Origin of the sequence: Olivibacter sp. 47 (genome assembly GCF_030372825.1) — a bacterium.
In the GTDB taxonomy this organism is placed as follows: domain Bacteria; phylum Bacteroidota; class Bacteroidia; order Sphingobacteriales; family Sphingobacteriaceae; genus Olivibacter; species Olivibacter oleidegradans.
The window spans coordinates 1,822,535-1,847,720 of the sequence record NZ_JAUCNR010000001.1; the positions used below are offsets into that span (position 1 = coordinate 1,822,535).

The 25,186-nt window shown below is 42.7% G+C and carries 12 protein-coding genes; 5 read left to right on the forward strand and 7 right to left on the reverse strand.

Annotated features, from left to right (window positions below; all coding sequences use genetic code 11):
* Positions 1-216: 216 nt before the first annotated feature.
* The 6 genes from QT327_RS08015 to QT327_RS08040 form a co-directional block, all read right to left on the reverse strand.
* Entirely contained in the window at positions 217-1,722 is a 1,506-nt protein-coding gene (locus QT327_RS08015) for a RagB/SusD family nutrient uptake outer membrane protein (RefSeq protein ID WP_130858177.1), read from the reverse strand.
* A 58-nt stretch (positions 1,723-1,780) separates the two neighbouring features.
* Positions 1,781-5,023 carry a SusC/RagA family TonB-linked outer membrane protein gene (locus QT327_RS08020; RefSeq protein WP_130858178.1) on the reverse strand — a complete coding sequence of 1,081 codons (3,243 nt, stop codon included), beginning with the start codon at positions 5,021-5,023 and terminating at the stop codon, positions 1,781-1,783.
* A gap of 641 nt (positions 5,024-5,664) precedes the next feature.
* Positions 5,665-7,476 (reverse strand): RagB/SusD family nutrient uptake outer membrane protein, encoded by a 1,812-nt coding sequence (locus tag QT327_RS08025; protein WP_289552571.1) that lies wholly within the window; start codon positions 7,474-7,476, stop codon positions 5,665-5,667.
* An 18-nt stretch (positions 7,477-7,494) separates the two neighbouring features.
* Positions 7,495-10,764, reverse strand: a complete 3,270-nt coding sequence (locus QT327_RS08030) for a SusC/RagA family TonB-linked outer membrane protein (protein WP_289552572.1) — start codon at positions 10,762-10,764, stop codon at positions 7,495-7,497.
* Between the two features lie 390 nt (positions 10,765-11,154).
* Positions 11,155-14,025, reverse strand: coding sequence for a glycoside hydrolase family 2 protein (locus tag QT327_RS08035; protein WP_289552573.1), 2,871 nt, complete (start codon positions 14,023-14,025; stop codon positions 11,155-11,157).
* Between the two features lie 89 nt (positions 14,026-14,114).
* Complete coding sequence (locus tag QT327_RS08040; RefSeq protein WP_130858182.1) at positions 14,115-15,893, reverse strand: alpha-L-rhamnosidase-related protein; 1,779 nt, start codon at positions 15,891-15,893, stop codon at positions 14,115-14,117.
* Positions 15,894-16,627: 734 nt separating this feature from the next.
* Between QT327_RS08040 and QT327_RS08045 the strand changes: the two genes are divergently transcribed.
* From QT327_RS08045 to QT327_RS08055, 3 genes are all read left to right on the forward strand, one after another.
* A complete protein-coding gene (locus tag QT327_RS08045; RefSeq protein WP_207303811.1) occupies positions 16,628-17,917 on the forward strand; it encodes an acetylxylan esterase in 1,290 nt (429 codons plus the stop codon).
* A 132-nt stretch (positions 17,918-18,049) separates the two neighbouring features.
* Complete coding sequence (locus QT327_RS08050) at positions 18,050-18,679, forward strand: RNA polymerase sigma-70 factor (protein WP_165447070.1); 630 nt, start codon at positions 18,050-18,052, stop codon at positions 18,677-18,679.
* Positions 18,680-18,715: 36 nt separating this feature from the next.
* Positions 18,716-18,988 carry a hypothetical protein gene (locus QT327_RS08055; RefSeq protein WP_130858185.1) on the forward strand — a complete coding sequence of 91 codons (273 nt, stop codon included), beginning with the start codon at positions 18,716-18,718 and terminating at the stop codon, positions 18,986-18,988.
* 181 nt (positions 18,989-19,169) lie between these two features.
* Here the strand turns inward: QT327_RS08055 and QT327_RS08060 are convergent, their stop codons facing one another.
* Positions 19,170-20,516 (reverse strand): rhamnogalacturonidase, encoded by a 1,347-nt coding sequence (locus tag QT327_RS08060; RefSeq protein WP_130858186.1) that lies wholly within the window; start codon positions 20,514-20,516, stop codon positions 19,170-19,172.
* A 187-nt stretch (positions 20,517-20,703) separates the two neighbouring features.
* On the opposite strand from QT327_RS08060, the gene QT327_RS08065 reads away from it, so the two are divergent.
* Positions 20,704-21,723: a FecR family protein gene (locus QT327_RS08065; protein ID WP_165447071.1), complete on the forward strand. Its 1,020-nt coding sequence runs from the start codon at positions 20,704-20,706 to the stop codon at positions 21,721-21,723.
* Positions 21,724-21,955: 232 nt separating this feature from the next.
* A complete protein-coding gene (locus QT327_RS08070; RefSeq protein ID WP_242627392.1) occupies positions 21,956-25,177 on the forward strand; it encodes a SusC/RagA family TonB-linked outer membrane protein in 3,222 nt (1,073 codons plus the stop codon).
* Positions 25,178-25,186: the final 9 nt, after the last annotated feature.

Consider the following 25,186-nt stretch of genomic DNA (forward strand, 5'->3'; position numbering starts at 1 on the left):
ACCTATAATCCACACACACAGGCCGTTGGTTAAACCAAACTTAAAGTTATACGCTATAAGTATCCCTTATGTTAACACATGTATGTAAGTCACAAGTGGCTCACATTAGCTAATTAATATACCTTGTCGAGTGACGATTTGTCACCTATAATTCGCCTACACCGGTCGTTGGATAAGCTGAGCTTAAAACCTACCACTTATGACTTACAACTCCCATTAATACCCTCCATTCTGCGTATACACCCCTGGCTTCGCATCCAATTCGGCTTGCGGAATGGGATAAAGTGTATAATTTAATTGAAAGGGATCAATACGTGACTGAACGTCCTCTTTTTCAATCCAGCTACTCATGACCGATTCCGCTAGACCACTTCGAATCAAGTCGTGCCACCTTGATCCTTCGGCAGCAAATTCTTTTCGTCTTTCCTCCATCAAACCGGCAAGGTCTACCTGACTCCTAGGCGCTAAACCCGCTCTTGCACGAACCCGATTGACCACCTGATCTACCTCCGCTTGTGATCCGGAAGCACCATGCAGTGTACATTCAGCCCTTAACATTAAGATGTCGGTAAAACGCCAAACAATGAAATTAATGGGCCAGTCTTCGCGATTATTCGGCACACGGGATAAATCAATATATTTTTTAAAGAATGATCTGGTTTCCGCCACCCCATTATAAACGTATCCTGTTTGAATAGAAAAGGCCTTTCGAACATCGCCTGACTCATACGAATTCAACAAATCATTCGATACCGGACGAATGGTCAAACCGCCCTGATTGGGATGTCCATTGGCATTAAACCATGTGTCAGGAGCTAACAGCCACGCAAAAGTGGCTCCTGCTACCGGATTTTGCCCTGTGATATACTGAACATCAAATACCACTTCGGCATTGTTTTCATTATCGTAAGAAAAAATGGAAGCATAGGCATTGTTACCCTCCAAAAATTGGTATTCACCCGAACCGATCACCTCATCCAATAAAGCAGCTGCCTCTTGCCAATTGTTAGTAGCTAAGCCAGACCCATTTACACCTAAATTAGGGCCCGAGCGGGTCATATATACCAAAGCTAAGAGCGTTTGCGCCGCCGCATTGGTGACGCGACCGCGATCAACTCCTGCATACTCACTTTTCGAGGGCAAAAGAGGAATTGCCGTTTGCAGATCCGCAATAATAAAGTCGTAAATTGCAGCAATATCACTTTGTGGAATGGTAGCTGCTTCACTTGCTGTAATAACGCGATCGACGATCGGGACCCGCCCAAACCAACGCAAGAGATCAAAATAGAAGAAGGCGCGCAAGAAGCGGGCTTCACCTTGTAAGCGACCTCTCAAATTTTCGTCGGTTACTATGTGCCCATTTTTATCTAGTTGTTCAAGTAAGACGTTCGCACGGTTAACACCATTGTAGTTGGTTAACCAAGCTTCCGCGATATACGGATTCGCTGCCAGATTGCGGTGAAATCCGTTGATGCCTTCCCAATCACGCACACCTCCATCTGATACAGCATATAAATTATCAGAACGTGTTTCCGATAAATTTAATTGTCGGTCCGGATAGCCGCGCAAAGCAGCATATATGGCATTTGCTCCCTGAATAAAATCATTGGGAATTGCATAGAAAGTTTCTGTCGTAGGATCAGAAATAGGTTGTTGATCGAGCTCCTTCTCACAACCTGTAAGAACCGCAAGGACCAATAGCACTAAAAAAATCTTGTTCATCACTTTATATCTTTAATAATGATCATCACTATGTATGTTGTCTGACGAGGACTTATCGTTAAAACGTTACGTTCAATCCGAAGATCAACGATTTCGGAATCGGTAGACCGCCATAATCACCCGCTTCCGGAAACTGCGTGCTACCACTTAAGTTCGTGTTCGTTGCTTCTGGGTTAAAACCACCTTTGTATTTATCATGACCAAAGAAATTCTCAGCCGTAACAAATATGCGCGCACCTTGGAAAGTTGTCTTCGGAATGATCCGTCCCAAATCGTAACCCAATGTGATATTCCGTACCCGAATGTAGTCGGAAGGATAGTACCAATCCGTATTTTTGATTCGGCCGAAAGTTCCGGTTGTCTTTCCTACTTCACCGGCCCCCGGGTCCTCCGGTGAGCGCCAGCGATCGCGCCAGCTGCCCAGCACATTATCCACAATACCGGTTCCGGTCCGGTTAACAGCCCGACCAAATAAAGAGTAGATACCACCGCCCCACTGGCCTTGTACGAGTACACTCAAATCGAAGCCCTTATATCGGAAGGTATTGGTAATACCCCATGTATATTTTGGATTAGGCTGACCTACAATAACACGGTCGTTCTCATTAATGATGCCATCACCGTTGGCATCAAAATATTTCGGATCACCCGCTGTTTGATTTCCATACAAAGCCGCTCCGTTGTCAATGTCGGCCTGCGATAGAATACCCTCTTGCCGAACCACATAAATGCTGTACATCGGGTCGCCCACGCGTAAAATACTATGTGAGATATCAAAAGAAGATGGGATCAGGATTTGCGACTGCCCGTTAGGTAATGAAGTCAGCTTATTGCTGTTATGACTCAAGTTAAAAGAAGTACTCCATTGAAATGCATCCGCCGTCCCTGTAATATTTTGGCTGTTGATTTCCAATTCCCATCCTCTGTTACGTACGCTTCCTGCATTATCCAGGGAAGACGCAAAGCCCGTGATTTGCGACACCGGCACGTTCAAGAGCAGTCCGGTACTCTTACGATCATAGTAATCGATTGTAGCGGTAATACGGTTATTAATGAACCCTAAATCAAGTCCGACATCAAATGTATTCGACTTTTCCCAAGTTAAATCGGGGTTCACGATACCATTAGGAGCTAATCCTGTAACCAGCTGCCCACCTAAAGAGTAGGCATAGTTTCCGAGGACCGACAGGCTACTATAGTCGCCAATGTTGTAGTTCCCCGACTTACCCCAGCTGGCACGCAATTTAAGATCACTCAATGTTCCCTTAATACTTTGCATAAAATCTTCCTGCGACACACGCCAGCCTATAGACGCAGAAGGGAACCAGCCCCATTTGGTATTTGCACCAAAGCGAGATGAACCATCTCGTCTAGCCGACACGCTCAGTAAGTACTTATCTTGATACGCGTATTGCAAACGTCCGAAATAGGAGAGTAAGACATTCTTGGTTTCCGTTGTATTACCCGTCACGCCCAATGCATAATTCAAGGTCGTAATGGTACTACTTCCATAGCCGTTTTGGGATGACATGGTTGCATTATCCAGTTTATCGGAGTTATAAGAAAAACCCAAAAGCGCAGAGATGCTGTGGTCATTGGCAATCGTCTTATTATAATTCAACGTATTTTCATTAACCAGTGTTTGTCTTCTGAAAGTACTATACGTTCCGGAAGTACGTTTGGTTAAATCCGATTGCCTATTCGGTAAACTACCGGTAATCGTAAAAGGAATATAACGCTTAAAGGTATTATCCACATGGTCTAAATTGAGGGTTGTTTTGAAGTTCAGTCCATCAACAATCTCGTATTGACCAAATAAAGACCCGACTGTACGGAAGCGTTTGGTCACGGCCAAGGTTTGCTCTAATTTACCTACCGGACTGTTGGCCGAAGTACTCCAGCGGTATTGAGGGTTGTCACCAACATTAGGATATAGGCCGGCACTTGCTTCCTGTACCGGTGTAAATGAAACTAACTGATGCAGGATATTATCTTTTCCTTCCACACCCGGATCGTTATTAATCGAATAGGTGGGGGTTAAATTAATACCAAAAGTCAGTTTTTCATTAGCTTTCACCTCTACATTGGCACGCGCCGCATAGGAGGTAAAGTCCTGCTCTTTCACCATCCCTTGTTGTCCGTTGTAATTACCCGAAACATAATATTTAACCGCGTCGGTACCGCCACTAGCAGAAAGTTGGTAATTTTGCACTAAACCTTTACGGAAAGTTTCATCTTGCCAATCAATAATATTTAGTCCTGGATAACCCGGCTGTACCCAACGATCATCAATCATGTACCGTGTATCGACCTGATCAGCTGCTATGCCCAGAATAGCACGTCTTTCTTCCGTTGTTTGATCGGCCGTTCTACCCGAGCCGGAGGTGACCCATTGGTAATTGATCATTTCAATAGCACGATCTATCCACTCCGGACCACTTAACATATCAAGCTTTTTACTGCGCTCATTATAGCCTACGTAGGTATTTAAATTAATGGACGGCTTTCCAGACTTTCCTTTTTTAGTCGTGATAATAACCACTCCATTGGCTGCGCGGGAACCGTATATAGCTGCCGATGACGCATCCTTTAGCACTTGGATGGATTCGATATCATTCGGGTTGATATTATCCAATGGATTGCCGGTAGAATAGCCACCATTTTGATTAGGCGTTGCTCCCGATAGCGGGAAGCCGTCCAGAACGTACAGCGGTTCATTTCCGGCGGAGATTGAACCAACACCACGTACCTGGACACTCAAACCTTGCCCGGGATTCCCGGTAGTTTGTTTGACACGGACACCGGCCATTTGTCCAACCAAGGCCTGATCAACTCGTGGAAGTGGTCTTTCCGTTAATTTTTCAGTATTCATGGTTGCTACTGACCCAGTGATATTACCCCGTTTTTGTTGGCCATATCCTACCACGACAACTTCATCCAAACCTTGGCTATCTTGATCCAAGGTAACATTTACAACAGGCCCCGCAACGGTTACCTCTTTTGGTTTGTGTCCCACAAAGGAGAAAATCAAGATTTCATTTTTTGCGGCTTGAATAGCAAAATTTCCATTTGCATCTGTGCTAGTTCCTGCCTTCTTCCCCTTTACAAGCACCGATACGCCCGGTAAGGCTTGACCGTCCTGCGCACTTATTACTTTTCCCTTTACAGTTTCCTGTGCCCATAAGTGCACGGGAAAACTAAACAATAGCAGACACATGAAAAACCAGCTGATCCCTCGCTGTATTACAAGTGAGTGTACTTGCTGTCTCCGTGTCTGGTTCCGTTCTGATTCTTGGTTCATTTTAAACATGGTTAAATTGTTGGTTTTACTTCGGAGACGATAAAAAACTCCTTCAGTAAGCCTGTTGGTTGTGTATCTGCGTTTGTTTTCGAGTGAATTATTTACTCATTGGTTAGCATAGAGACCTATACCGGCGATTCTAGCTAATACAATATTAAAGAGCTCAATAAATGGATGCATCCTGTAGTGTCCTGTTTGCCGATAGGCCGAAGATCAAAAACAGCGTTAGAAGCCTATAAACGCATTTTTTAACTATGAGTTAAACTACGCAATCGTTTCCGGAATTGATGGGTTGATAAATAGTTAAGTAGTTGAGACGTTAAGTAGTTGAGACGTTGAGTAGTTGAGTAGGGAAGTAGTTAATTAGCCGATTGGTAAATTAGCCAATGAAGCATGGGCGTGGAGCAGAGAAATTGTTGAGTGGTTGAGTAGTTAATTAGCCAATTGATGAATTAGCTAATGTGATGATGGGGCCTGCGGGGGAGTAAAGAAATCAGTGAATTGTTGAATAATTGAGTAGGGAAGTAGTTTAGTAGTGATGACTGCCGGTAGGCAGGAATTATGAAGTGATAAATTTGGACCAGGGGATAGAGAGTAGGAAATTCCATTTAACTAGTTCCCTACTCCCTATTAACTACTCTCTAATAAAGCGGATGTTGCTGTCCTTGTAATCCCGGGTTGTCATCAATCGTTGTGGCATTTAATGGTAAAATTTCCACTTTATTTTTCTCGAGGCCTCGGAACAATCCTGTTATCCAAGCCGAGGTGGCATCGGTTCTATTCGCGTTAAAGAGCGAAACATTACCATGCATTTCAAGCAAGGTATAGCCTTGAGTGTTTAATTCCTGCTGCTCAGACGCTGTTGGAGCTTGCGAATAACCGATAAAAGGAACTGCGACGACTGGATCGAGGAAAGATTTAGCTTGCTCTTTTTTATAAGCTCGATATTTGTCAACATCGGCATATGGCCCTTCACCTTTTGCCAATTGGATGAGTTTCTGCTTCGTTTCACTAAGTGTTTCGTATAAAATACCCCACCTAGCCAAGTCGGTCCTGCGCCAGCCTTCAAAGCCGAGTTCTAATTTCCGCTCCGAAATAACGGCTTTTTTGAAGTCCTCATAACCACTCGGTGTTGCCCCCATTTTAGCTCGATCATTGTTAAAAGCTCTTGACCGTACCTTTTCGTACATTTCAACGGCAAGGGCTGTTGGACCATGGTTCAGTTCGTTTTCAGCTTCGGCATACATCAACAAGACATCCGAGTAACGCAGTACCGGCCAATTGATATCCCGTTTATTAATAGCTGTTCCAATTTCCGCTTTCCATGTCACCCGAAATTTACCGATGGTCATACCGGCATAGTTGTTCATCTGCCGGGTATTATCGCTCGCGATGCTATAATTACAAATCGCTACGTCCCTTCTGACATCACCCTCACTAAAATCGAAATAGTAAGTTGGCAAAGCTCCCATGGCCGGTTGAGCCTTACCGAACATGCAGTTCGTATGGGCAAACATTCCGTTTGTATAACCAATAGAACCATCATTACTATTCGCGCCATACTGACCATATTCAAGCATTGTCTCAACATTATATTGTCCATTTACCAAATCGCGGAATACCGTCTCATAAGCAATTAAATTATTTTCGCCACGATCTACAATGGCCTTGCAGGCGTCTCGAGCAATCTCGTACAGCTGTGTAATGCGATTGACATCGTCGCGTTGTGCTATCTTAACAGAACCTGGAGAATACGAATTCAGGTCCCAGCGCAATGAATAACCGGCAGCATACAACGCTACCCGGGCAAGCACTCCATAAGCAGCATTTTTAGTAAAACGCTCCGGCGTGGCCACCATCCCCTCCCCTTTCCAAGGTAACAGTTCGATCGCTTTTTGAAGATCCTCAATACACCCATCCAAGATGGTGTCGCGACTTACTCTTGACGAATTGAAGGTTCCTGCATCCACAACCGGAATTTTGGGATACGGAACATCTCCGAAGAAACGGACCACATTAAGTAGATTCATCGCCCGGATGGCATACGATTCACCTAAGAGCATATCCAGTTTGCGCTTTTCCTGCTCATTGGCGGCCTCCATTTGTGGCAGATTTTTAATACATACATTTGCGTACTCGACACCGGCATACATCGCTGTATAAGTAGAAGTAGGAATGTTGGAAGTATTATATACATAATTCGCTACCTGATTTTTTGAATTGGTTTCTCCTTCGGTAGAGAAACATTCGTCGGTTCCCATACCGAATTGATAATATAATTCACGATTGAAGGTGCTGCTATAGGCACCCAATACCGCCATTTCGGCCCGGGAGACGTTATCAAAAATAGTTTCACTATCGAATTCTTTTTCGGACGGCATCTCCAGCCATTTCTTACAGGAGCTGCAAAGAACAATTCCCAACAAAAAAATAAGTTTTATATTCATTTTCATGATTGACAAGCTTTACGGTTAAAAGGTTAAGTTAGCGCCTACGACAATACTTTTTGTTCTTGGATAAGCCGAATTGTCTACGCCTCTGGTGAGAATAGACCCGGTAGCTGAAACTTCCGGATCATAGCCCGAATAACCGGTGAATGTATGGATATTATTCAAGGTGCAATAAATTCTTGCATTATTTATGAAGGCTTTCTGTAACCATGATTTAGGTAAAGTATATCCCAGTGTGATGTTATTGATGCGTAAGAAAGAACCATCTTCGAGGTAGTAATCCAAGGCATCAGTAATAGCAATATTATTCGGTGAATGCAGACTCCACATCGCTTTTTTATCATGCTGATTAGGATTTAGCTCCGCCAACCGACCCAAATCGCTTGTTTGCATACCAGTTGCCGGATCAATTAAAGTGAAGCGGTTATTCATGACAGACAGCGAGTTTTGATTGGGCAGATAAGGTCCTATGTAACGCTGGGAGTTCATATTAAAAACTTGGTTACCGTAACTGAAATTGAGGAATACACTTAAATCAAAACCCTTATAGGCAAAAGTATTATTGATACCGCCGAAATACTTGGGTTCAGGGGTTCCAATGACGGTGCGATCATTAGTGGACCAAACCGGGTTACCGTCGGCATCGGTCTCACCACTGAGCGCTACATACTTAACATCCCCTGGCTTTATGGATGAACGCGCCTTCCCTTTCAAAGAGGCCACACCGTCTTTTAAGGTATAACTGCCATCGCCATTTTGGATAAAATCATCGGTTGTATAAATACCATCGTATTGATAGCCATAAAACAGTCCGACCGTATTATTGAGCTCCGTCCAGAAATCGACACGAGAGCTCAAATTGGTGCGCATATAATCACGGTCGCCACCGAAGAGTGATAATACTTTCGATCGGTTAAAGGAGATATTTAAACTTGTTGTCCACTGAAAGTCGTTTGAACGAACATTCACTGTATTTAGCAGGAACTCAAAGCCTCTATTTCTGATGGAAGCCACATTTTGATTTTGGCTGGTATAACCCGTAGAAGTGGGTATAGCCACACTAATAAGCAAGTTCTTGGAGATGTTATTATAATAGTCGGCCGTTAGTGACACCCGATTCTTAAGAATAGAAAAGTCTAAGCCAATATTGGTGGTCTGTGTCTTCTCCCACTGCAAGAGTGGATTACCCAATTTATCTGTCGGTTTTAATCCATTAACCTCTACATTGTTAATGGCATAAGTGGTGGATTGATACAAAGTGGTATAAGTATTATTCCCGATATCACAATTTCCGGTTGTCCCATAACCTACCCTGAACTTCAGCTGGTCGAAGAAATCGATGTTCTCCATGAACTGCTCTCGATCAATGTTCCAAGCAGCGGACGCAGAAGGTAAAGTGCCCCACTGCCGACCGGGCATAAACTTCGATACACCGTCGCGTCGAATCGTGGCCGTTAATAGATAACGATCATCGTAGTTATACATCAAACGGGCAAAGCCGGAAACCAAGCCATAGCGTGATTTATCAGAAGAAGGACGGTCGATCCTTCCTGCCATACCGACGTCATTCAAGCCGAAATTATTTTCAGGAAATTCATAATACGTATTGTTTAACGACATCGACTCCTCATAAGTTGTCTCCTGTCCTAATACCGCATTGAAATTATGTTTATCATACGTTTTTTTCCAAGAAAGGGTATTGACGATCTGCCATATAAATTTCTCACTGTTGTTACGACTACCGTAGGGCCCTTTATTATTTTGTGCCGTTCGCGTACGACCATCATCCCAGTAATCACTGCGTGTTTGTGTCCATTGGTAGCTTCCAGCGGTACGAAACGTGAAATCCTTAAGAAAATCCACATTCAAGCCCATATTGACTCCCGCTAAACGGGCATATTTCGTTTGGGTAACCGCATCATTTGTAATAATCGGATTATAGATATCGTATTGGGAATCCTCTGCCTGCAGCTCTTCTGCTATATCACTTTGGATCAATTGTTCGTCCGTAAATCGGATACCACCCGTTGGAGGCTGCAAAACAGACATTTTGAGCATGCCGCCTAAAGAACCACCTCCCTCTGTTTTGGTGGCTTGCAAGTTTGTGTTGAAATCAAGACTAATCCCTTCGGCCAATCGCTGGTTGAATTTAGCACGGACACTATTTCTTTCATAACCCGTTTTTGCAAGAATTCCATCCTGCCCGGTGAAGTTATAACTGACCATAAACTTCGTTTTCTCAGAACCACCGTTAATATTAACGTTATGGTTCTGCAAAATAGCTTGATCCCCAAACACTAAATCCTGCCAATCGATGCCAGCCCGTGACCCATAGTCGCGTGCAATCCGATCGTAAGCTCCGGTATAGAAGTCGCTGCTCGACACATCACCACCAAACATGTTCGCCCACTGGCTTTCCTTTCCCGCAAGTGTCTGAAATTCATACTGATATTTCACATACTGTTCTGTGCTCAGTAGATCAAGCTTACTGCTCAGCTTTTCAAAACTGAAATATGTGTTATAATTTACCTCGGTTTTACCGGATTTACCTGACTTGGTAGTGATTAGAATTACACCATTAGCACCGCGTGCACCATAGATGGCGGTGGCTGACGCGTCCTTCAAGACTTCGATCGATTCGATGTCGTTGATATCAACATTACGTAATGCGTTTTCCATTTGAAAGCCATCCACAATATACAAGGGGTTGGTTCCTTGCGTTATGGAAGTCCCGCCGCGGACAGTGATATTAATATCAGCACCAGGTGCCCCACTTTGCGTCACTACATTAACCCCAGCAACCCTACCGGTAATCGCTTGTGCTGCGTTGGTTACCGGTATATTCCTGATTTCGCTCCCTTTGACCGTACCAACGGCGCCCGTTAAATCCCGTCTTCTCGCCGTTCCGTAACCAATGACGACCACTTCATCCAAACCTTGACTATCTTCTTCCAATGACACGGTTGATACTCCTTTTGCAGGGACTTCCTTACTGAGGTATCCCATAAAGGAAAAAACCAGCACGGCATCTTCACCGGCTTGTAAGACAAAATTTCCGTCCGCATCGGTAGTAGTTCCTTGCTTTGTGCCTTTGACAAAGACAGATACACCGGGCAGCGATGCGCCATCCTGACTACTAATTACTTTTCCACGAACAGGTTGTTGCGAAAAAGCGGAGGGCAACAGTGCATAAAACAAAAGAACAGTAAGTAAACAGTAAGTCCGCAAGGCATTGATGCGCCAAGGTAACTTTAATTGCCCTACATACATTTTAGTAATTTTTCGGTTCATAAGTTTAGTTTATTAGATTACATTAGTTGAATCGGGATATATCCGTTCAATAATTAATTCGCCTAACAAGTAATGCTAAAATCGAATGATATTGGTTAGTTTATGTCGATTAGGTATTTGTTAGCTGAGCGCAATATTAAAGAGTGAAGAAAGCCTCCGCGTCCTGTAGTGTCCTGCTTAAGGAAACCAAGAGCATCAAAAAAAGCTGCTGACATAACAATAAAGCCACTTTTTAACTGTAGGTTAAACTACGCAATCGTTTCCGGAATTGTTGAATAGTTAAGTTGTTAAATAGTTGAGTAGTTAAGTAGTATTGCCTTTAGGGGTGCCTCTGCTCACAACTGGCAATTCGCAACCCACAACTAAAAACCGGCAACTAATAACCAATAACTAATCCGTTAGTACATTTACCTTCGGCATCTCAAATTGTTTGTTTTCCCCATTCACTTTTGGAGTTCCGAAGTAAAAATAAACCTTTCTTTCGATGAGCTTTCCGGAGAGGTGATTCAGTTCGCTTTGCGGTCCCAGTCCTTTGGTATCAGTGGTCATATTCAACGCAAGTTTAGTACCAATAGGCGGTATCGCATCCAAAAAAGAGATATCCCCGACAGGTAGATCCGGATGTGGCTTTGCGCCGGTTAGTCCGTAAAAATCAAACAGGCGTACATATTGGTCTTCCGTTGGAAAAGACATATAGAACTTACCTTCTACGGTGTTCATTTCCATCCAAGTAACATCCGCGTAATAACCCTTAAATTCGGGATAGCGCCAAGGATAACTACCCGTTTGCGTATTATTATTCCGATTCTTCCAAACACCATACGTAGTGCCTTGCAGCCTGTTTTTCCATACACGGTAGGGACCTTTACCAAGCCACTTTACACCCAAAACAAAATTTTCGGGGTAAGAAAAGCTGATGCCGGCGAAAGGTTGATCACCACTTAACGCGTAAGCGTAGTCCATTTCGAGCCATCCCGATTTATCCATCTTCCATTTGATATACTTTAAATCACCGTTGCATGACGCTTCCACAACAGCAATATGACCTTCCCGGTAATGCTTTACTGATACGGCCTTTGCTTGTCCGCTCACTAAAACAGGCCCGTCTTTAAAAGAAAGTGCTTTACTATAAGCATTCGCTAAATGCGCCAATAGACCTGTATTTTTATGAATTGAGACCGTTATACCATTGGCCGTTAACTGTATCAGGCTATCCTTTTCCTGCATGTTAACTGTTCCGTCGATGGGCTCATCAAATTGATGAACCGCGAGTTGCTCATTAGGTTTGATTTTCCATACCCAACGACAGATCTCATTCCCTTGGGAGTCGAATGCCGTTAAAGCCAGGGCATCTTCGTTAGACCAATTTGCTGGTAAATCAATAGACAAATGACCGGTTGCTAAAGGTGCAATAGCGGGAAACCTGCCCTTTCCGCTTGATACAGAGGTAGAGCCTTCACCATTTTGTAAGAGTTTGTCAAAATTTAAGAGTTCCCATTTAAAAGTACACTGATTCAGGTTCGTAAAATGATAGCGATTTTCTACTGAAATACGCCCATCAAAATCAGGAGGAAGTTCCTTCCCGTCGATTTTAATAGGTGCATAAATTTCCCGGATCGCATTCACACTTCCCTCGTGCTCACGATGGGGACCTACTAAACCATCGGGCGCGTTGACGCCATTGACGTCAATCATATTTTGCTCATCTGTACGAACTAATCCCTCATCCACCAAAGCCCAAAGGAAACCGCCCGCGCCTCTTTTAGCCTTCCAATGCAGCTCCCATATGTCGGCGAGCCCGGCGGCTCCACCACCGTCATCTTGTGCATGTAGAAATTCAGTGGGCATATAGATATTCGTATCCGCTAAAATCTTCTGCGTACTGTAATAATCTTCATAATGATTACAATCGATCCCATTAAAATCATTGCCAGGACGATGATGCGCGTGAATTACCGGTCTTTTCGACAGGTCGTAATGCCCATATATGGTGTCTAGATCAAAATTATGTCCGCCTTCATTCCCATTGCTCCAAAAGATAATGGATGGATGATTTAGGTCGCGCAGAACCATTTCCTTTACCAATTTTGTTCCCACCGGTGTTGCATAAGCCTTTTGCCAGCCCGCTAATTCATCGATAACATAGAGTCCTAAAGAATCGCAGATATCCAAGAAAGACTGATCGGGCGGATAATGTGAGCAACGAACGGCGTTCATGTTCATATATTTCATCAGCTTCACATCCTCCAAGTCAATACGAGCATTTACTGATCGTCCCGTTTCGGGCCACCATACATGTCGGTTTACTCCTTTCATTTTGATCTTCGTCCCATTCAGGTAAATGCCGTTCTGCTTGCGTATTTCAATGGTACGAAAGCCAAATTGCTGCTGCGTTAAGTATACCAACTTCCCATTTTTATAGAGCTCAGTTCTCGCACGGTAACGGTTAGGGCTTTCGGCGGTCCACAAAGCAGGATTACTCACTTTGGTATTAAAAGACACGACGGAATCCCCTTCCCTGGCCAAAGCTTCCAGCATATCCACCGTTTTGCCTCGTTGATCAATAATACTCGCCTTCACTTTCATTTGTGCGGATATTCCTTCAAGGTGAGCTTGCATACGAAAAGAACCATCAGCCTTTGCGTCAATGGCTACATAGTCAATAAATGATGGCGGTACTATTTCCAGATACACCGGGCGAAAAATTCCGCCGAGAATCCAGTAATCGGCTAGTCGTTCGGCATTATTAACGGACGGATCCCCGGACATCTTACTAACTGTAACTTCCAATTGGTTTTCCTTTCCGTAGCGGAGCTTGTCACTTATATCATAACGAAAGCGATAAAAAGCGCCCTGATGGATCGGGCCGGCGGATTGGCCATTTATTTTTACCTCAGCATCGGTCATTACCCCTTCAAAGACAATAAATATTTTTTCCCCCTTCCATTGTTCATTAACCGGAAAAGTATGTCGATATACTCCTTTCTCGTCATGAAAGCGAAAGTTTTTGCCATAGGTAACATAATCCCTTCCATAATTATAATGCCCATACCCCTGTTGTTCCCAATGAGCCGGAACAGCAATTTTTCCCCATTTACCACTCTTCCGTCCGCCCGAGCACCAAAAGTCCCACTTCACCGTATGTTCATTATCTGTACCGGATAGATACTGAACCCGCTTTTCGACTTCTTGGGAAAAAGCGGTGTACAGACCAAAGGTCATGAAAATAAAGAGTAAGAAGGTTTTATGTGCGATAAGCATGCTCCGGCATTTATTTATAAGCATTGTTTATATACGTTAAAAATAAAAGAATGAGGTTAAAAGACTATCCTGACGCGTCCTGCCACCATCTATTTAATTACCTTAATACCTTTCGGCGCCTTTACGGTAGACTCAATCGTCCCGTTAGCTCGCTTACTATGCCGAATTTCAATCAGCCCGTACGGAGTAGGAAAAGTACCTTCTACCCATTGCAAGTCACCCAGATGAGGTTCGACTTTGATGACCTTACAGCCAGCTTCCAAAATCTTCACACCAAGTATATGTTCACTCATCCAAGCGGTAGGCCCGGATGCCCAACCATGGCAAAGGCTATGTCGAAACCCGGGATAGCAATAGGCACCGAAATCTCCGTGTATATCCTTTTTACCTGGTACCGGTACCTCGTCAATGCGCGTAGCATTTTTTGTCCAATCCAAATTAAAGTCTTCCCAAAAGGTAGTAGCGCCCATGTCCAACATGCCCCCCCAATATTGGCGAATGATATCCATGGCTTGCTGATATTGTCCGGCTTTTGCTTGTGCCTGTAACATATAATAGCCATAAAAGGTAGAGAAATCTTTAGCGCCGCCAACCGAAACTACTTCATTACAAGCTTTCTCCGGATCAATAAGCCCGGCTATAGCCATTAAGGAAGCAGCCTGCTTTAATTGATGATGATCTTTTACATATTTATTCATACGTGCAACACAGGCTTCTGCTTTCTTTGCAGCAATCGGTTGTTTTAAAATTTCACATAATTTGACAGCATCTTGCATCGCCCAGACGATGAGCGCTCTATACCCCGCCTCTACTCCTTCCTTATTGGGAGTAGACGGCCAATCTAAAAAGCGTTCCGCAGCTAGATTCTCTCTGCCTTCAGCATCAACTTTACTGTCAATTAAATCGATCAAGCCCAAAATATAGTTTTGATGTTTCCTTAGAAAATCAATATTCCCATTGTATTTATACCAATCGTGCTGAATAATCAGGTACCATAAAGAGTATGCACTCATGCCGTTCATCCATTGCGGCAAGGGATATTGTTGGCAAGCCAAATCCAGGGTTTTTGGCACCACGTCATTGTCACCGAACACTCGTGCAATGGTAGATACTTCCGGATGCATATCACCTAGCCATATCAAACGATCCCGTTTAATACCATCCCACAAATACTCTTGCATATTCAGATGCACAGTATAGGCTCCCGTTAGCCAAATTTTATTGAGCCGTTCATCGTTACTTTTAAATGATCCCAAATAAGGTATATCACGGTATCGCAAAATTGCCCTCGCTTCTTTAATATGGATGGTGGTATTCTTCTGCAATAGGTCAATACGAACAAAGCGGAACCCCGTATTGCCGAGTTCTATTAACCCATCCCGAGGTATTTCCATGATAATATCTCGCTTGGCATGGTCGTCAGTCGAATACCCAACTCCCCATTCATAATTTCGGGTTTGGCTATTGCACTCCCCTACCGATTCGCCAAAACGAATACGGACCAAAGATGGTTCGCGACGTGTAGAGCCTCCCAATACAAGCTGTATCCCCCCGTGTATTTCCTTTCCATAATCCAATAAGATGGAGGCGGTCTCATTTTGGTTACTCACCATTTCGCACATATTTTTTTTACCGAGTTCGGTCTGGCTATTCCCTATCTTTAAGAGTTCATTTTCATTTGTTACCAAACTGCCATCTCCAGCATATTTCCAAACAATCCGTTGGGGTGATATAAAAATCCGTGTCAATTCATCTTTTTGTATTTTTCCATCATATATTGATTCAAATACCGGGGGTAACTGTGCATATAATATGGAAGAGGCACAAGTCCATAGACATAGCTGGATTGTGAGAAGGAATGATTTCATACTTATTATGTTGGCTTTAATCGGTTTTTACTGTGTATATAATGACTTAAAGCAAACATACACATAAACGCTATGCAATCGCAACCTGCGCCGTCCTGACTTAGGGGGTTCCTTTTTAAAAAAGGAAAAATTAATTTGTCGCTTAATGGCAGCGACACCGCCAACTACTTTCTTTTCCGCAAAGAAAGTAGTCAAAGAGCCGACCGTAGCGAGTCCATGAACACCTTTGAAAATAATTAAGTAGTGAATAAACTCGCCGCTGCAAAATTTACAGGAATGTTAGTGCCTCCCACTGCATGACGTAAATTTTGGAGGCGGCATTGTCGAAAGCGAAAAGTATTTGCTTCTAACCAAACCTGCCATAGTTTACAGATCTTAAATCGTTTACAAAGTATTACACTGCTTGGCAGAATCTCTTCATTCTACTGAAATATCGCCTAGGAAATTTGCGGTTTGTAAGTTGATGCACTACCATTGTAGCAAACAATAACGAATAAAAGTGATTAAAAAAAACGTTCTTTTAATATAAACACCTTCTGCTGTATGTTAAAAGCGAATTTATTAAAGCGTGTGTACTCTATGTCTTGATACTTATGTCTCGATACTTATATCTTGATACTTATCGGCTTGAAAAAAATCGAAGATAACAATTGAACAATATCGAATTCTCATTACTTTAGCAAAAGTAAACGACAACCTTGCTATAATGGCATTATTAAACTTAAATTATGACTATGCGATTTATTTATTTATGGGCGTTTCTACTATTTGTAATTGTTTTTCGAGTAACTGCCCAGCCCAGCGAGCAATTTATTAAGGTGATAGTAGCACCCGATCATGAGAACTGGGAATACAAGCTAAATGAACCGGTGAAATTCACGGTTACCATTCTTCAAAATGGCAATCCATTAAAGAATATTCCTTTACGTTATGAGCTCGGCCCGGAAAAAATGCCAGCACTTAAGAAAGATTCGCTGTTGTTGACGTCCGCGTCCTATACCGTTAAAAGTGAAGGCATGAAGCAGCCAGGCTTTCTTCGCTTAACTGCCTATGCCTATGTAAATGGCAAAGCATATAAAGGCCTTGCCACCGCTGGATTTACACCGGAACAAATTGAACCAACAGCCCAACTGCCGAATGATTTTGTCGCATTCTGGAATCAAGCCAAGAAAGAACTGGCCGGAATTCCGCTAGATGCAAAGATGACGCTATTGCCCGAACGATGTACGGAAAAAGTGAACGTCTATCATGTCAACATGCAGAACTATGGTAATTCCAGGCTTTACGGTATTCTGTGCATCCCTAAAGCAACGGGCAAATACCCCGCTATTTTAAGAGTTCCGGGCGCCGGCGTTAGACCTTACAATGGCGACATTGCAACCGCCGAGAAGGGATTTATAACCCTAGAAATAGGCATTCATGGCATACCGGTAAACATGGACCCTGAACTTTATGCCAGTCTCCGTTTGGGTGGGTTGGGGAACTACTTTAATTATAACTTAGATAATCGGGACCGCTTTTACTATAAACGCGTATACTTAGGTTGCGTGCGAGCGAATGATTTCATTACTTCATTACCTCAGTTTGATGGTGAGCAACTGGCAGTGATTGGCGGCAGTCAGGGCGGAGCACTTGCGATTGTAACCGCTTCGTTAGATGCTCGTGTCAAATTTTTAGCTTCCTATTACCCCGCACTAAGTGATTTAACAGGATACCTAAAAGGCCGAGCCGGTGGCTGGCCACATTATCTCGATTCAGCGAGCCGGGAAGTTAATAATACGAAAGAAAAGCTACAAACAATGGGTTATTATGATGTTGTCAATTTTGCAAGACAACTTAAAGTGCCTGGTATTTATTCATGGGGGTTTAACGATGAAACCTGTCCGCCAACTTCTTTATATGCCGTGTATAACGTAATCCAGTCTCCAAAAGAACTCTATCTTGCTTTAGAAACCGGACATTGGACTTATAAAGAACAGAATGAGGCAGTAGGTGAATGGCTGGAAGAAAGGCTTATTAAATAGCGGAAATTTAGTAAATGAAGCCAACATAACGGTACAGGATGAAAATCAATTGAAATATATTTTTTTTTGTGTAACCGGAGTTTTATTTTTATAAACCGATAATCCTTGCCTTACAAGTCAAAAACGCAAAAATTGGAAAGAGATACACAGATATTGAAGTGTTGGAAGCAAGTGCTTTTTGAAAGCAATGTCAATGCCTTTGAAGCATTATTCCGCTTGACCAATGCCAATTTTATTAAATTCTGCCAACAGTATATTAGCGATCGGGAGACATCAGAGGAGATTGTTTCAGACGTTTTTGTAGATTTATGGCTTAATCGTAGTAAATTGGAGCATGTTAAAAAGCCCGAGGTCTATCTCCTAATTTGTGTAAAGAATAAAGCACTCAATCATTGGAAAAAAAAATCTTCCATGCAGTTAGTGTCACTAGACGAAGAAACAAACGAAATAATTGATGCCTATCGCCCCGACGAAGAACTGGAAAGGAAAGAACTTTTTATGCAGTTAGATCGGGCGATAGGCTCTTTACCCCATCAATGCCGCGTCATCTTTAAGCTCGTTAAGGAAGATGGAATGAAATGCGCTGAAGTGGCCGAAATTTTGAATATTTCGGTACGCACGGTACATGCACAAATCTACCGAGCCATGACCAAATTAAACACCGTCATGACCAAACACCAAGCGTCTGATGCTGCAATAATTATTAAGAACATTGCTTCAGCCATCGCGCTGTTTCTTTTTCTACAGAGCAGCTGTTTTTGAAAAAAAGGATTTATTTAGTCAACCTTTATTTAACGTATGTTCTTTTCCTTAGATGAAAAGAACCAAAATCAAGGCGGTGTAGGCTACCTTGCACCTGATTGCAAAGCATCCATTCCGCGTATTGGAGCCGTTTCACTTCCTCAATCCGCTTGGATACTGCGATATAAACAGACGTGCAAATGCTTTGCTGCTCGTTGCGTTGGTATCCTCCAAGGCCGTTTTTTCCATACACGGGGCCTTGTTGGCTGCCTGCAAAAGCCCTCCGTTCTGCTAAAATATCGCCTAGGAAATTTGCGGTTTGCAGGTTGAAGCACTACCATCGTAGCAAAGTTCCAAGCGATGAGTTTATTCACATATTGTTTATTTCATTAGGGGTTCATGAGCTCGCCTTGCTCGGTTTTGCGTCACTTTTTGCGGAAACCACGAAGTAGCATGAGTGCCTTTTAAAACAAACAATAACGAATAAAAGTGACTAAAGAAAAGGTTCCTTTTATTTCACCGCTTTCTTATCATTTACAATGATATTCTTCAATTGTAAACCTCTGATGAAGTCAAACACGACACCACTTTCATTCGGCGTTGAAACAGTTAAATTTTCAAACGTAAAATTGGAAAGCGTGTACTGTTTCGAAGATTTGATATGGAGGAAGCGATCACAAGCTACCTTACAGTTACGCATAGTCAAATGGCTCACGGAAGATTTGGGCTCCGGTTGCCCTTTCAAATCAAAAAACTGCGTCCATGCATCTATGGAAAGAAAGTTACGTGCAGTCCCGGTAATATCTTCTACCCATATATTTTTATGTTTTTGCGGTGTGTCGGGCCGCATCTTCAATCGAAGCACATAAGAGGTATTTTTCACAGTACAACGCCTCATAATGACGTTATCACTAAAAACCGATTCGCTACCCAATGTAAGAGACGGACAGTTTTCAATCGTATTGTCTTCTATGATGATATTGCGATTAGCCCCATTATTTGGGTCCTTATCGGCTGTCGGCCCTTTACCACCCTTTAAGCAAATACCATCATCATTTACTGATATATAGCAGTTTTTTATTAACACATTTTGGCATACATCCAAGTCAATGCCATCCGAGCTTGGTGCGCGAACCTCACTTCCATTATTTGAACCTGCAAGAATGCGCACACCCAAAATCTTTAGGTTTTCGCATTTGTAATAATGCGAGGTCCAGAAGGGCGAGTTAAGCAACTGAACGCCTGATACCTGTACATTTTTACTATTCGATATGTATAATAGCCGCGGGCGCTGTTCGTCCATATTAGTACATTTCGGATTCCACTCGCGGCGAAGCCAGAACGCCTGCCAATAACGTAATCCATTGCCGTTGATTATCCCTTTTCCTGAAATCGTAAATCCATCCAAACCATCGGCATTGATCAAGGCCGCAAAATATTTCAGCGACTGTCCTTCAATACGGGTAGTAAGCACTTTAAAATCAGCAATATTGTCACTGCATTTGAGCGTCGCATCTTCGTCTAGGTATAGATGTGTTTTAGGTTTGAAGAAGAGTGATCCCGTAAGGAAAACGCCTTTTGGAATAACAATAACACCACCACCATTTTCAGACGCCTTGTCAATAATTTTTTGGATACTTTCTGTTTGTACGAGGGTGCTATCGTTTTTTACACCATGGTCAGTAATGATATATTTTTCCCCGAGCGCATTCGCTTCGATCCTATTTGTATCTGAAAACCAAGCCGGAATAGGCGTTCCATCCGGAAAATTTTGCGCGAATAAATTCCCGGTATTTTTGAAACCAAGGAAATAGAAGAATAACATGAAAGCTAAAATGATCAGGTTTTTATCTTGCATTTTTTCTAATGATTATAATAAGGTTAGTGCCTAGCTGCCATTTGCATTTATTCCAAAAAAGGGTGTTCTTTTGTTAACTGCAACCTGTGCTGTCCTGATATATTTTAAAGAAATAACATTTTTTTATTTTCTTGTAGGTAATTTCTTCAAAAAATTTGTCCTCTCCATATACAGGTATAAACCGCATATGTCACAGGATCGATTCATAACATTGATAACAAAAGAATTCACCAATGAATTAACAGCATCAGAGGTGAGCGAATTAGCAGGCTTGCTCCAAGATCCTTTGCTTAAGGCGCGGTACGATTTGTTCAAAGCTTATCTATCTAATAATCAATCCGACCACTCATCGGACGAGCGTGTCTTTAACAAGATCCGGACAAAAATCGCACAGCAGGAAGCGTTCCCTATTTCTTCGCAAAAAAGTAAGAACAAACGGTATCTATGGAAAGTTGCTGCCGCCGTTTTTGTGCTTATTATAGCTTCTATTGCAATTATGACCTATCTCGTCGGAATTTCTACGCGGCAAATTGCCTACACTGAACGAGCAGCTAAGAAAAGTTTTACTTTACCCGACGGAAGTAAAGTAGTCTTAAATGCGGAAAGCAAGCTCATCTACCCCAAAACATTTAAGGATAAGCAACGACAGGTTACCTTGGTGGGAGAGGGATTTTTTGACATTGCTAAAGACCCCAAACATCCCTTTATTATCCATACCGAACAAATGGATATTAAGGTGCTGGGAACATCGTTTAACCTTAAATCTTATCCTGATGACCCGTTTAGCGAAACAACCTTATTGACAGGGGCTATAGAGGTAACGTTAAAGGATCGACCCGCTGACCGACTTACATTAATGCCTTCTGAAAAACTGATTGTCAGGAATCCGACTGCCAAAGATGAACTTCCGGAAAGCAAGTCGAGTGCCATAACCCAAATTACGCATTTACAAAAGATGGACAATACAGTAATAGAAACCTCATGGATATTCAATAAGCTTATTTTCGCAGAACAATCTTTTGTGGATGTATCCAAAATGCTCGAAAGAGCTTATGACGTAAAAATTGACTTCAAAAACCAACACCTGAAGCAACTAAAGTTCACTGGCCATTTTGAGCGGGAGTCGGTAACGGACATTTTAAATGCCCTACGTTTAGTTGAACCATTTTCTTACACCATGCAAGACAAAAAAATACTTATTTATTAAAACTACGAACAGCTAACCATTAACAAAACATTATGAAAACTGAATTAGGACCCGATTAAAAAGCAACGGGGACTCGCCATCCCCGCTACATTAAAGACGATTGTAATTAATGCAGACTGCTTTGACCGGGAGTCTGCTTTTGACCATCCTTAAGATTTTTAAAGTTATGAAATTTTTCAGACACCATCGAGGTGTTTCGGGGATTTATTGCCTCAAAAAGCCAATTCTTATTATGAAATTAACATTTGCATTGATTGTGTATTTCAACTTTCAAATGTTAGCAGCGGGATATTCCCAAACCAAGGTTACCTTAAATATCGGAAAGGCCGGTTTTAAGGAAATCATCTCGGAGATTGAGAAGAAAAGCAGCTATCGATTTGTATTCAGCGAAAGGAATATTCCTCTTAAACAATATGAGAATTATTCCGTGCAAGATAAAGATGTATTAACGGTTGTTAATGATCTCCTTAACAACACCCCGTTTACACTACAAATTTTACCCGATCAACTGCTAGCCATTGTTCCGAAAAATCCGATACGAGCCGATATTAAGATTACAGGTAAGGTTGTGGATGAAACCGGACAAGTACTAGCTGGTGCGACGGTAAAGGTAAAGGGTATCAACAGAGAGGTGTCAACGGATAACAATGGTGCCTTTGTAATTGAAGCGGCCAGCGATGCTGTTTTGGTAATTTCCTACTTAGGCTATAATACGATAGAGATGCCTGTTTGGGGAAAAACATCACTCACTATACAGCTTTCGTCAGCCGGACAGGATCTGAATGAGGTGGTGGTTGTAGGTTATGGCACGCAGCGAAAAGCCGACGTTACCGGATCAATAGCCTCCGTAAGCTCAACCGCCATTGCACGAGCTGCTACCCCCGACGCTGCCGGTGCCTTACAGGGCCAGGCGCCCGGTGCGGTAGTGGTAAAAAATGTAGGGAAACCAGGTTCGGGTTACAACATCACTATCCGGGGGATCAGTTCTTTTAGTGGCCCAAGTTCACCTTTGTTTGTGATCGACGGAATTCCTACTACTTCGGGATTAAATGATTTGAACCCGGCAGATATTGAAAAAATAGACATTTTAAAAGACGCATCGGCTACCGCTATTTATGGCTCCCGCGGTGCTAAAGGGGTCGTTATTGTAACCACCAAACGAGGGAAGGAAGGAAAAACCACTATCTCTTATGATGGTTATATGGGAATAAGAAAGCCGGTTAATTTGCCCCGCATGTTCAACGGTCCGGAATATGTAGAGCTCCGTACCCAACAGTTTCTAGCGACGGGGAGAGATACCTCACGCACGAATGCAGCGTTTTTCACACCTGAACAATGGGAAAATATAGACGCAGGAAGGTTTACAGATTGGCCTTCTCTCTTGCTAAAAAATGGTTTGCAAATGAATCATAATATATCTGCAAGCGGAGGAGATGAGAAAACCCAGTTTGCTTTTGGCGCCGGTATACTAAGCGAAGAAGGCAATGTGAGCCCCGAAGATTTTAAACGCTATTCCTTCCGCGGAAGTGTTGACAGACAGATCAATGAGAAGTGGAAAGCAGGCATGAGCTTCTATGCTGCACAGAACCTACAAAACCTAGGCAGTTATGAATCACTTCGTTCAGCGTATCGAATGCCACCTACTGTATCTCCTTACGACAACAATGGCAATAGGGTATTCCGTGTACTAGGAGGAGATGGGGTTATCAACCCTTTATTTGATCAAGAAAACGATATTCGTCAAAACCGATCCATTCGGGCATTTGGTCAACTTTATATTCAAGTAAAGCCTGTTGCCCACCTCACCTTAAAAACGACTTTTTCACCAAGCTTGGACATAGGCCGAGGAGGTTGGTATTTTGGTGCGCTATCCAAGGAGGGCGCAGGCAATGGAGGTTACGCGCAGGCAAGGGACTACGACACGAATGAACAAATAAACTGGCTTTGGGATAACCAAGCAACTTATGAGCGAGAGCTTAATGGAGGGCATAAATTGACCGTTACAGCCATACAGAGTATGCAGAAGGACCGCCTGGAAACCAGTGGAATCGATGTCTACAATTTACCTTATAATTCTTTGTGGTACAATGTAGGTTCGGCAACAAATACCGACTTCAACGGAACCTTCCGTGGACCTACCGTAAGTTCCGGCTATACAAAATATACTTTAGCTTCTGCACGGGCCCGTATTAATTATAGTTATAAAGATAAATATCTCTTAACCGCATCGGGTACATGGGATGGTTCTTCAAGATTTGCAGAAGGCAATCAATGGGGCTTTTTTCCTTCCACATCTTTTGCCTGGCGATTGTCGGAAGAGAGCTTTGTCAAAAAAATAAATGCCATTAATGACTTGAAATTACGATTAAGTTACGGTGCTTCCGGAAACGACCGAATAGACTCCTACACTACACAAGCAACACTTGGAGCATCCACTTATTTTTTCGGAAATTCCCTTATACAGGGCTATTCTCCTAATCGTTTAGCGAACAAAGCATTAACTTGGGAAACGACGAAAGAAATCAATTTAGGATTAGATTTTGCTTTGCTACAAAACCGCATTTATGGAACGATCGACCTATATAACCGAAAAATCGACAATATTCTATTAAACCGCAATCTGCCGGCACCTTCGGGATGGAACTTTGTTACAGACAACTTGGGCAAACTGAGAAACAAAGGAATTGAAATCGGATTGAGTACCGTTAATATTCAAACAGACAAATTTTCGTGGAAAACCGATTTCGTTTTCGATGCTAACAAAAATGAAATACTGGAAACAGCCAATGGTAAAAACGATGACATTGGAAACCGTTTGTTTATTGGGCAACCCGTTCAGGTAAATTTTGACTACGTTTTTGACGGTATTTGGCAAGAAAGTGAACGAAGCCTTGCCGCACAATATAATCAACTCCCCGGCCAGGTCCGCGTAAAAGACATAGACAATAATGGTGTCATCAATGCCAGCGATCGGCAGATTATTGGTAAGCGAGTCCCCAACTGGACAGGTTCGATTGCCAATACATTCCGCTACGGTAACGTGGACCTTTATGTGCTGGCTTATACCCGACAAGGCGAGCAGTTTAGTAGCTCGTTTGATGGTTCTTTTATGAATTACAATCAGATTTATAACCAGGTAAAAGTAGATTATTGGACACCAAGCAGTCCCTCTCAGGCCCATTTTCAACCTGGTAACCCAGGTCCTTTTGTAAATGCAGCCTATTATCAAAAGACAAATTTCGTCCGAATCAGCAACATTACTTTAGGTTATACTTTTCCAAGCGGCCTTATCGAAAAGCTTAAACTAAACCGCTTACGGGTTTACGCAACGGCTACGAATCCATTTTTGTTTACTAATTACAAAGGATATGATCCCGAGTGGGCCATTCAAAACACTTATGGGACCGCTGTAAGTACTGCTACCTATCTTTTTGGGGTAAATCTTTCCTTTTAAAATTGAATC

Bases quoted from the DNA above. Each gene is read 5' to 3' on its own strand.
- QT327_RS08030 (WP_289552572.1), bottom strand. From the start codon at position 10,764: ATGAACCGAAAAATTACTAAAATGTATGTAGGGCAATTAAAGTTACCT.
- QT327_RS08060 (WP_130858186.1), bottom strand. From the start codon at position 20,516: ATGCAAGATAAAAACCTGATCATTTTAGCTTTCATGTTATTCTTCTAT.
- QT327_RS08035 (WP_289552573.1), bottom strand. From the start codon at position 14,025: ATGCTTATCGCACATAAAACCTTCTTACTCTTTATTTTCATGACCTTT.
- QT327_RS08025 (WP_289552571.1), bottom strand. From the start codon at position 7,476: ATGAAAATGAATATAAAACTTATTTTTTTGTTGGGAATTGTTCTTTGC.
- QT327_RS08020 (WP_130858178.1), bottom strand. From the start codon at position 5,023: ATGAACCAAGAATCAGAACGGAACCAGACACGGAGACAGCAAGTACAC.
- QT327_RS08070 (WP_242627392.1), top strand. From the start codon at position 21,956: ATGAAATTAACATTTGCATTGATTGTGTATTTCAACTTTCAAATGTTA.
- QT327_RS08065 (WP_165447071.1), top strand. From the start codon at position 20,704: ATGTCACAGGATCGATTCATAACATTGATAACAAAAGAATTCACCAAT.
- QT327_RS08040 (WP_130858182.1), bottom strand. From the start codon at position 15,893: ATGAAATCATTCCTTCTCACAATCCAGCTATGTCTATGGACTTGTGCC.
- QT327_RS08015 (WP_130858177.1), bottom strand. From the start codon at position 1,722: ATGAACAAGATTTTTTTAGTGCTATTGGTCCTTGCGGTTCTTACAGGT.
- QT327_RS08045 (WP_207303811.1), top strand. From the start codon at position 16,628: ATGCGATTTATTTATTTATGGGCGTTTCTACTATTTGTAATTGTTTTT.
- QT327_RS08055 (WP_130858185.1), top strand. From the start codon at position 18,716: ATGTTCTTTTCCTTAGATGAAAAGAACCAAAATCAAGGCGGTGTAGGC.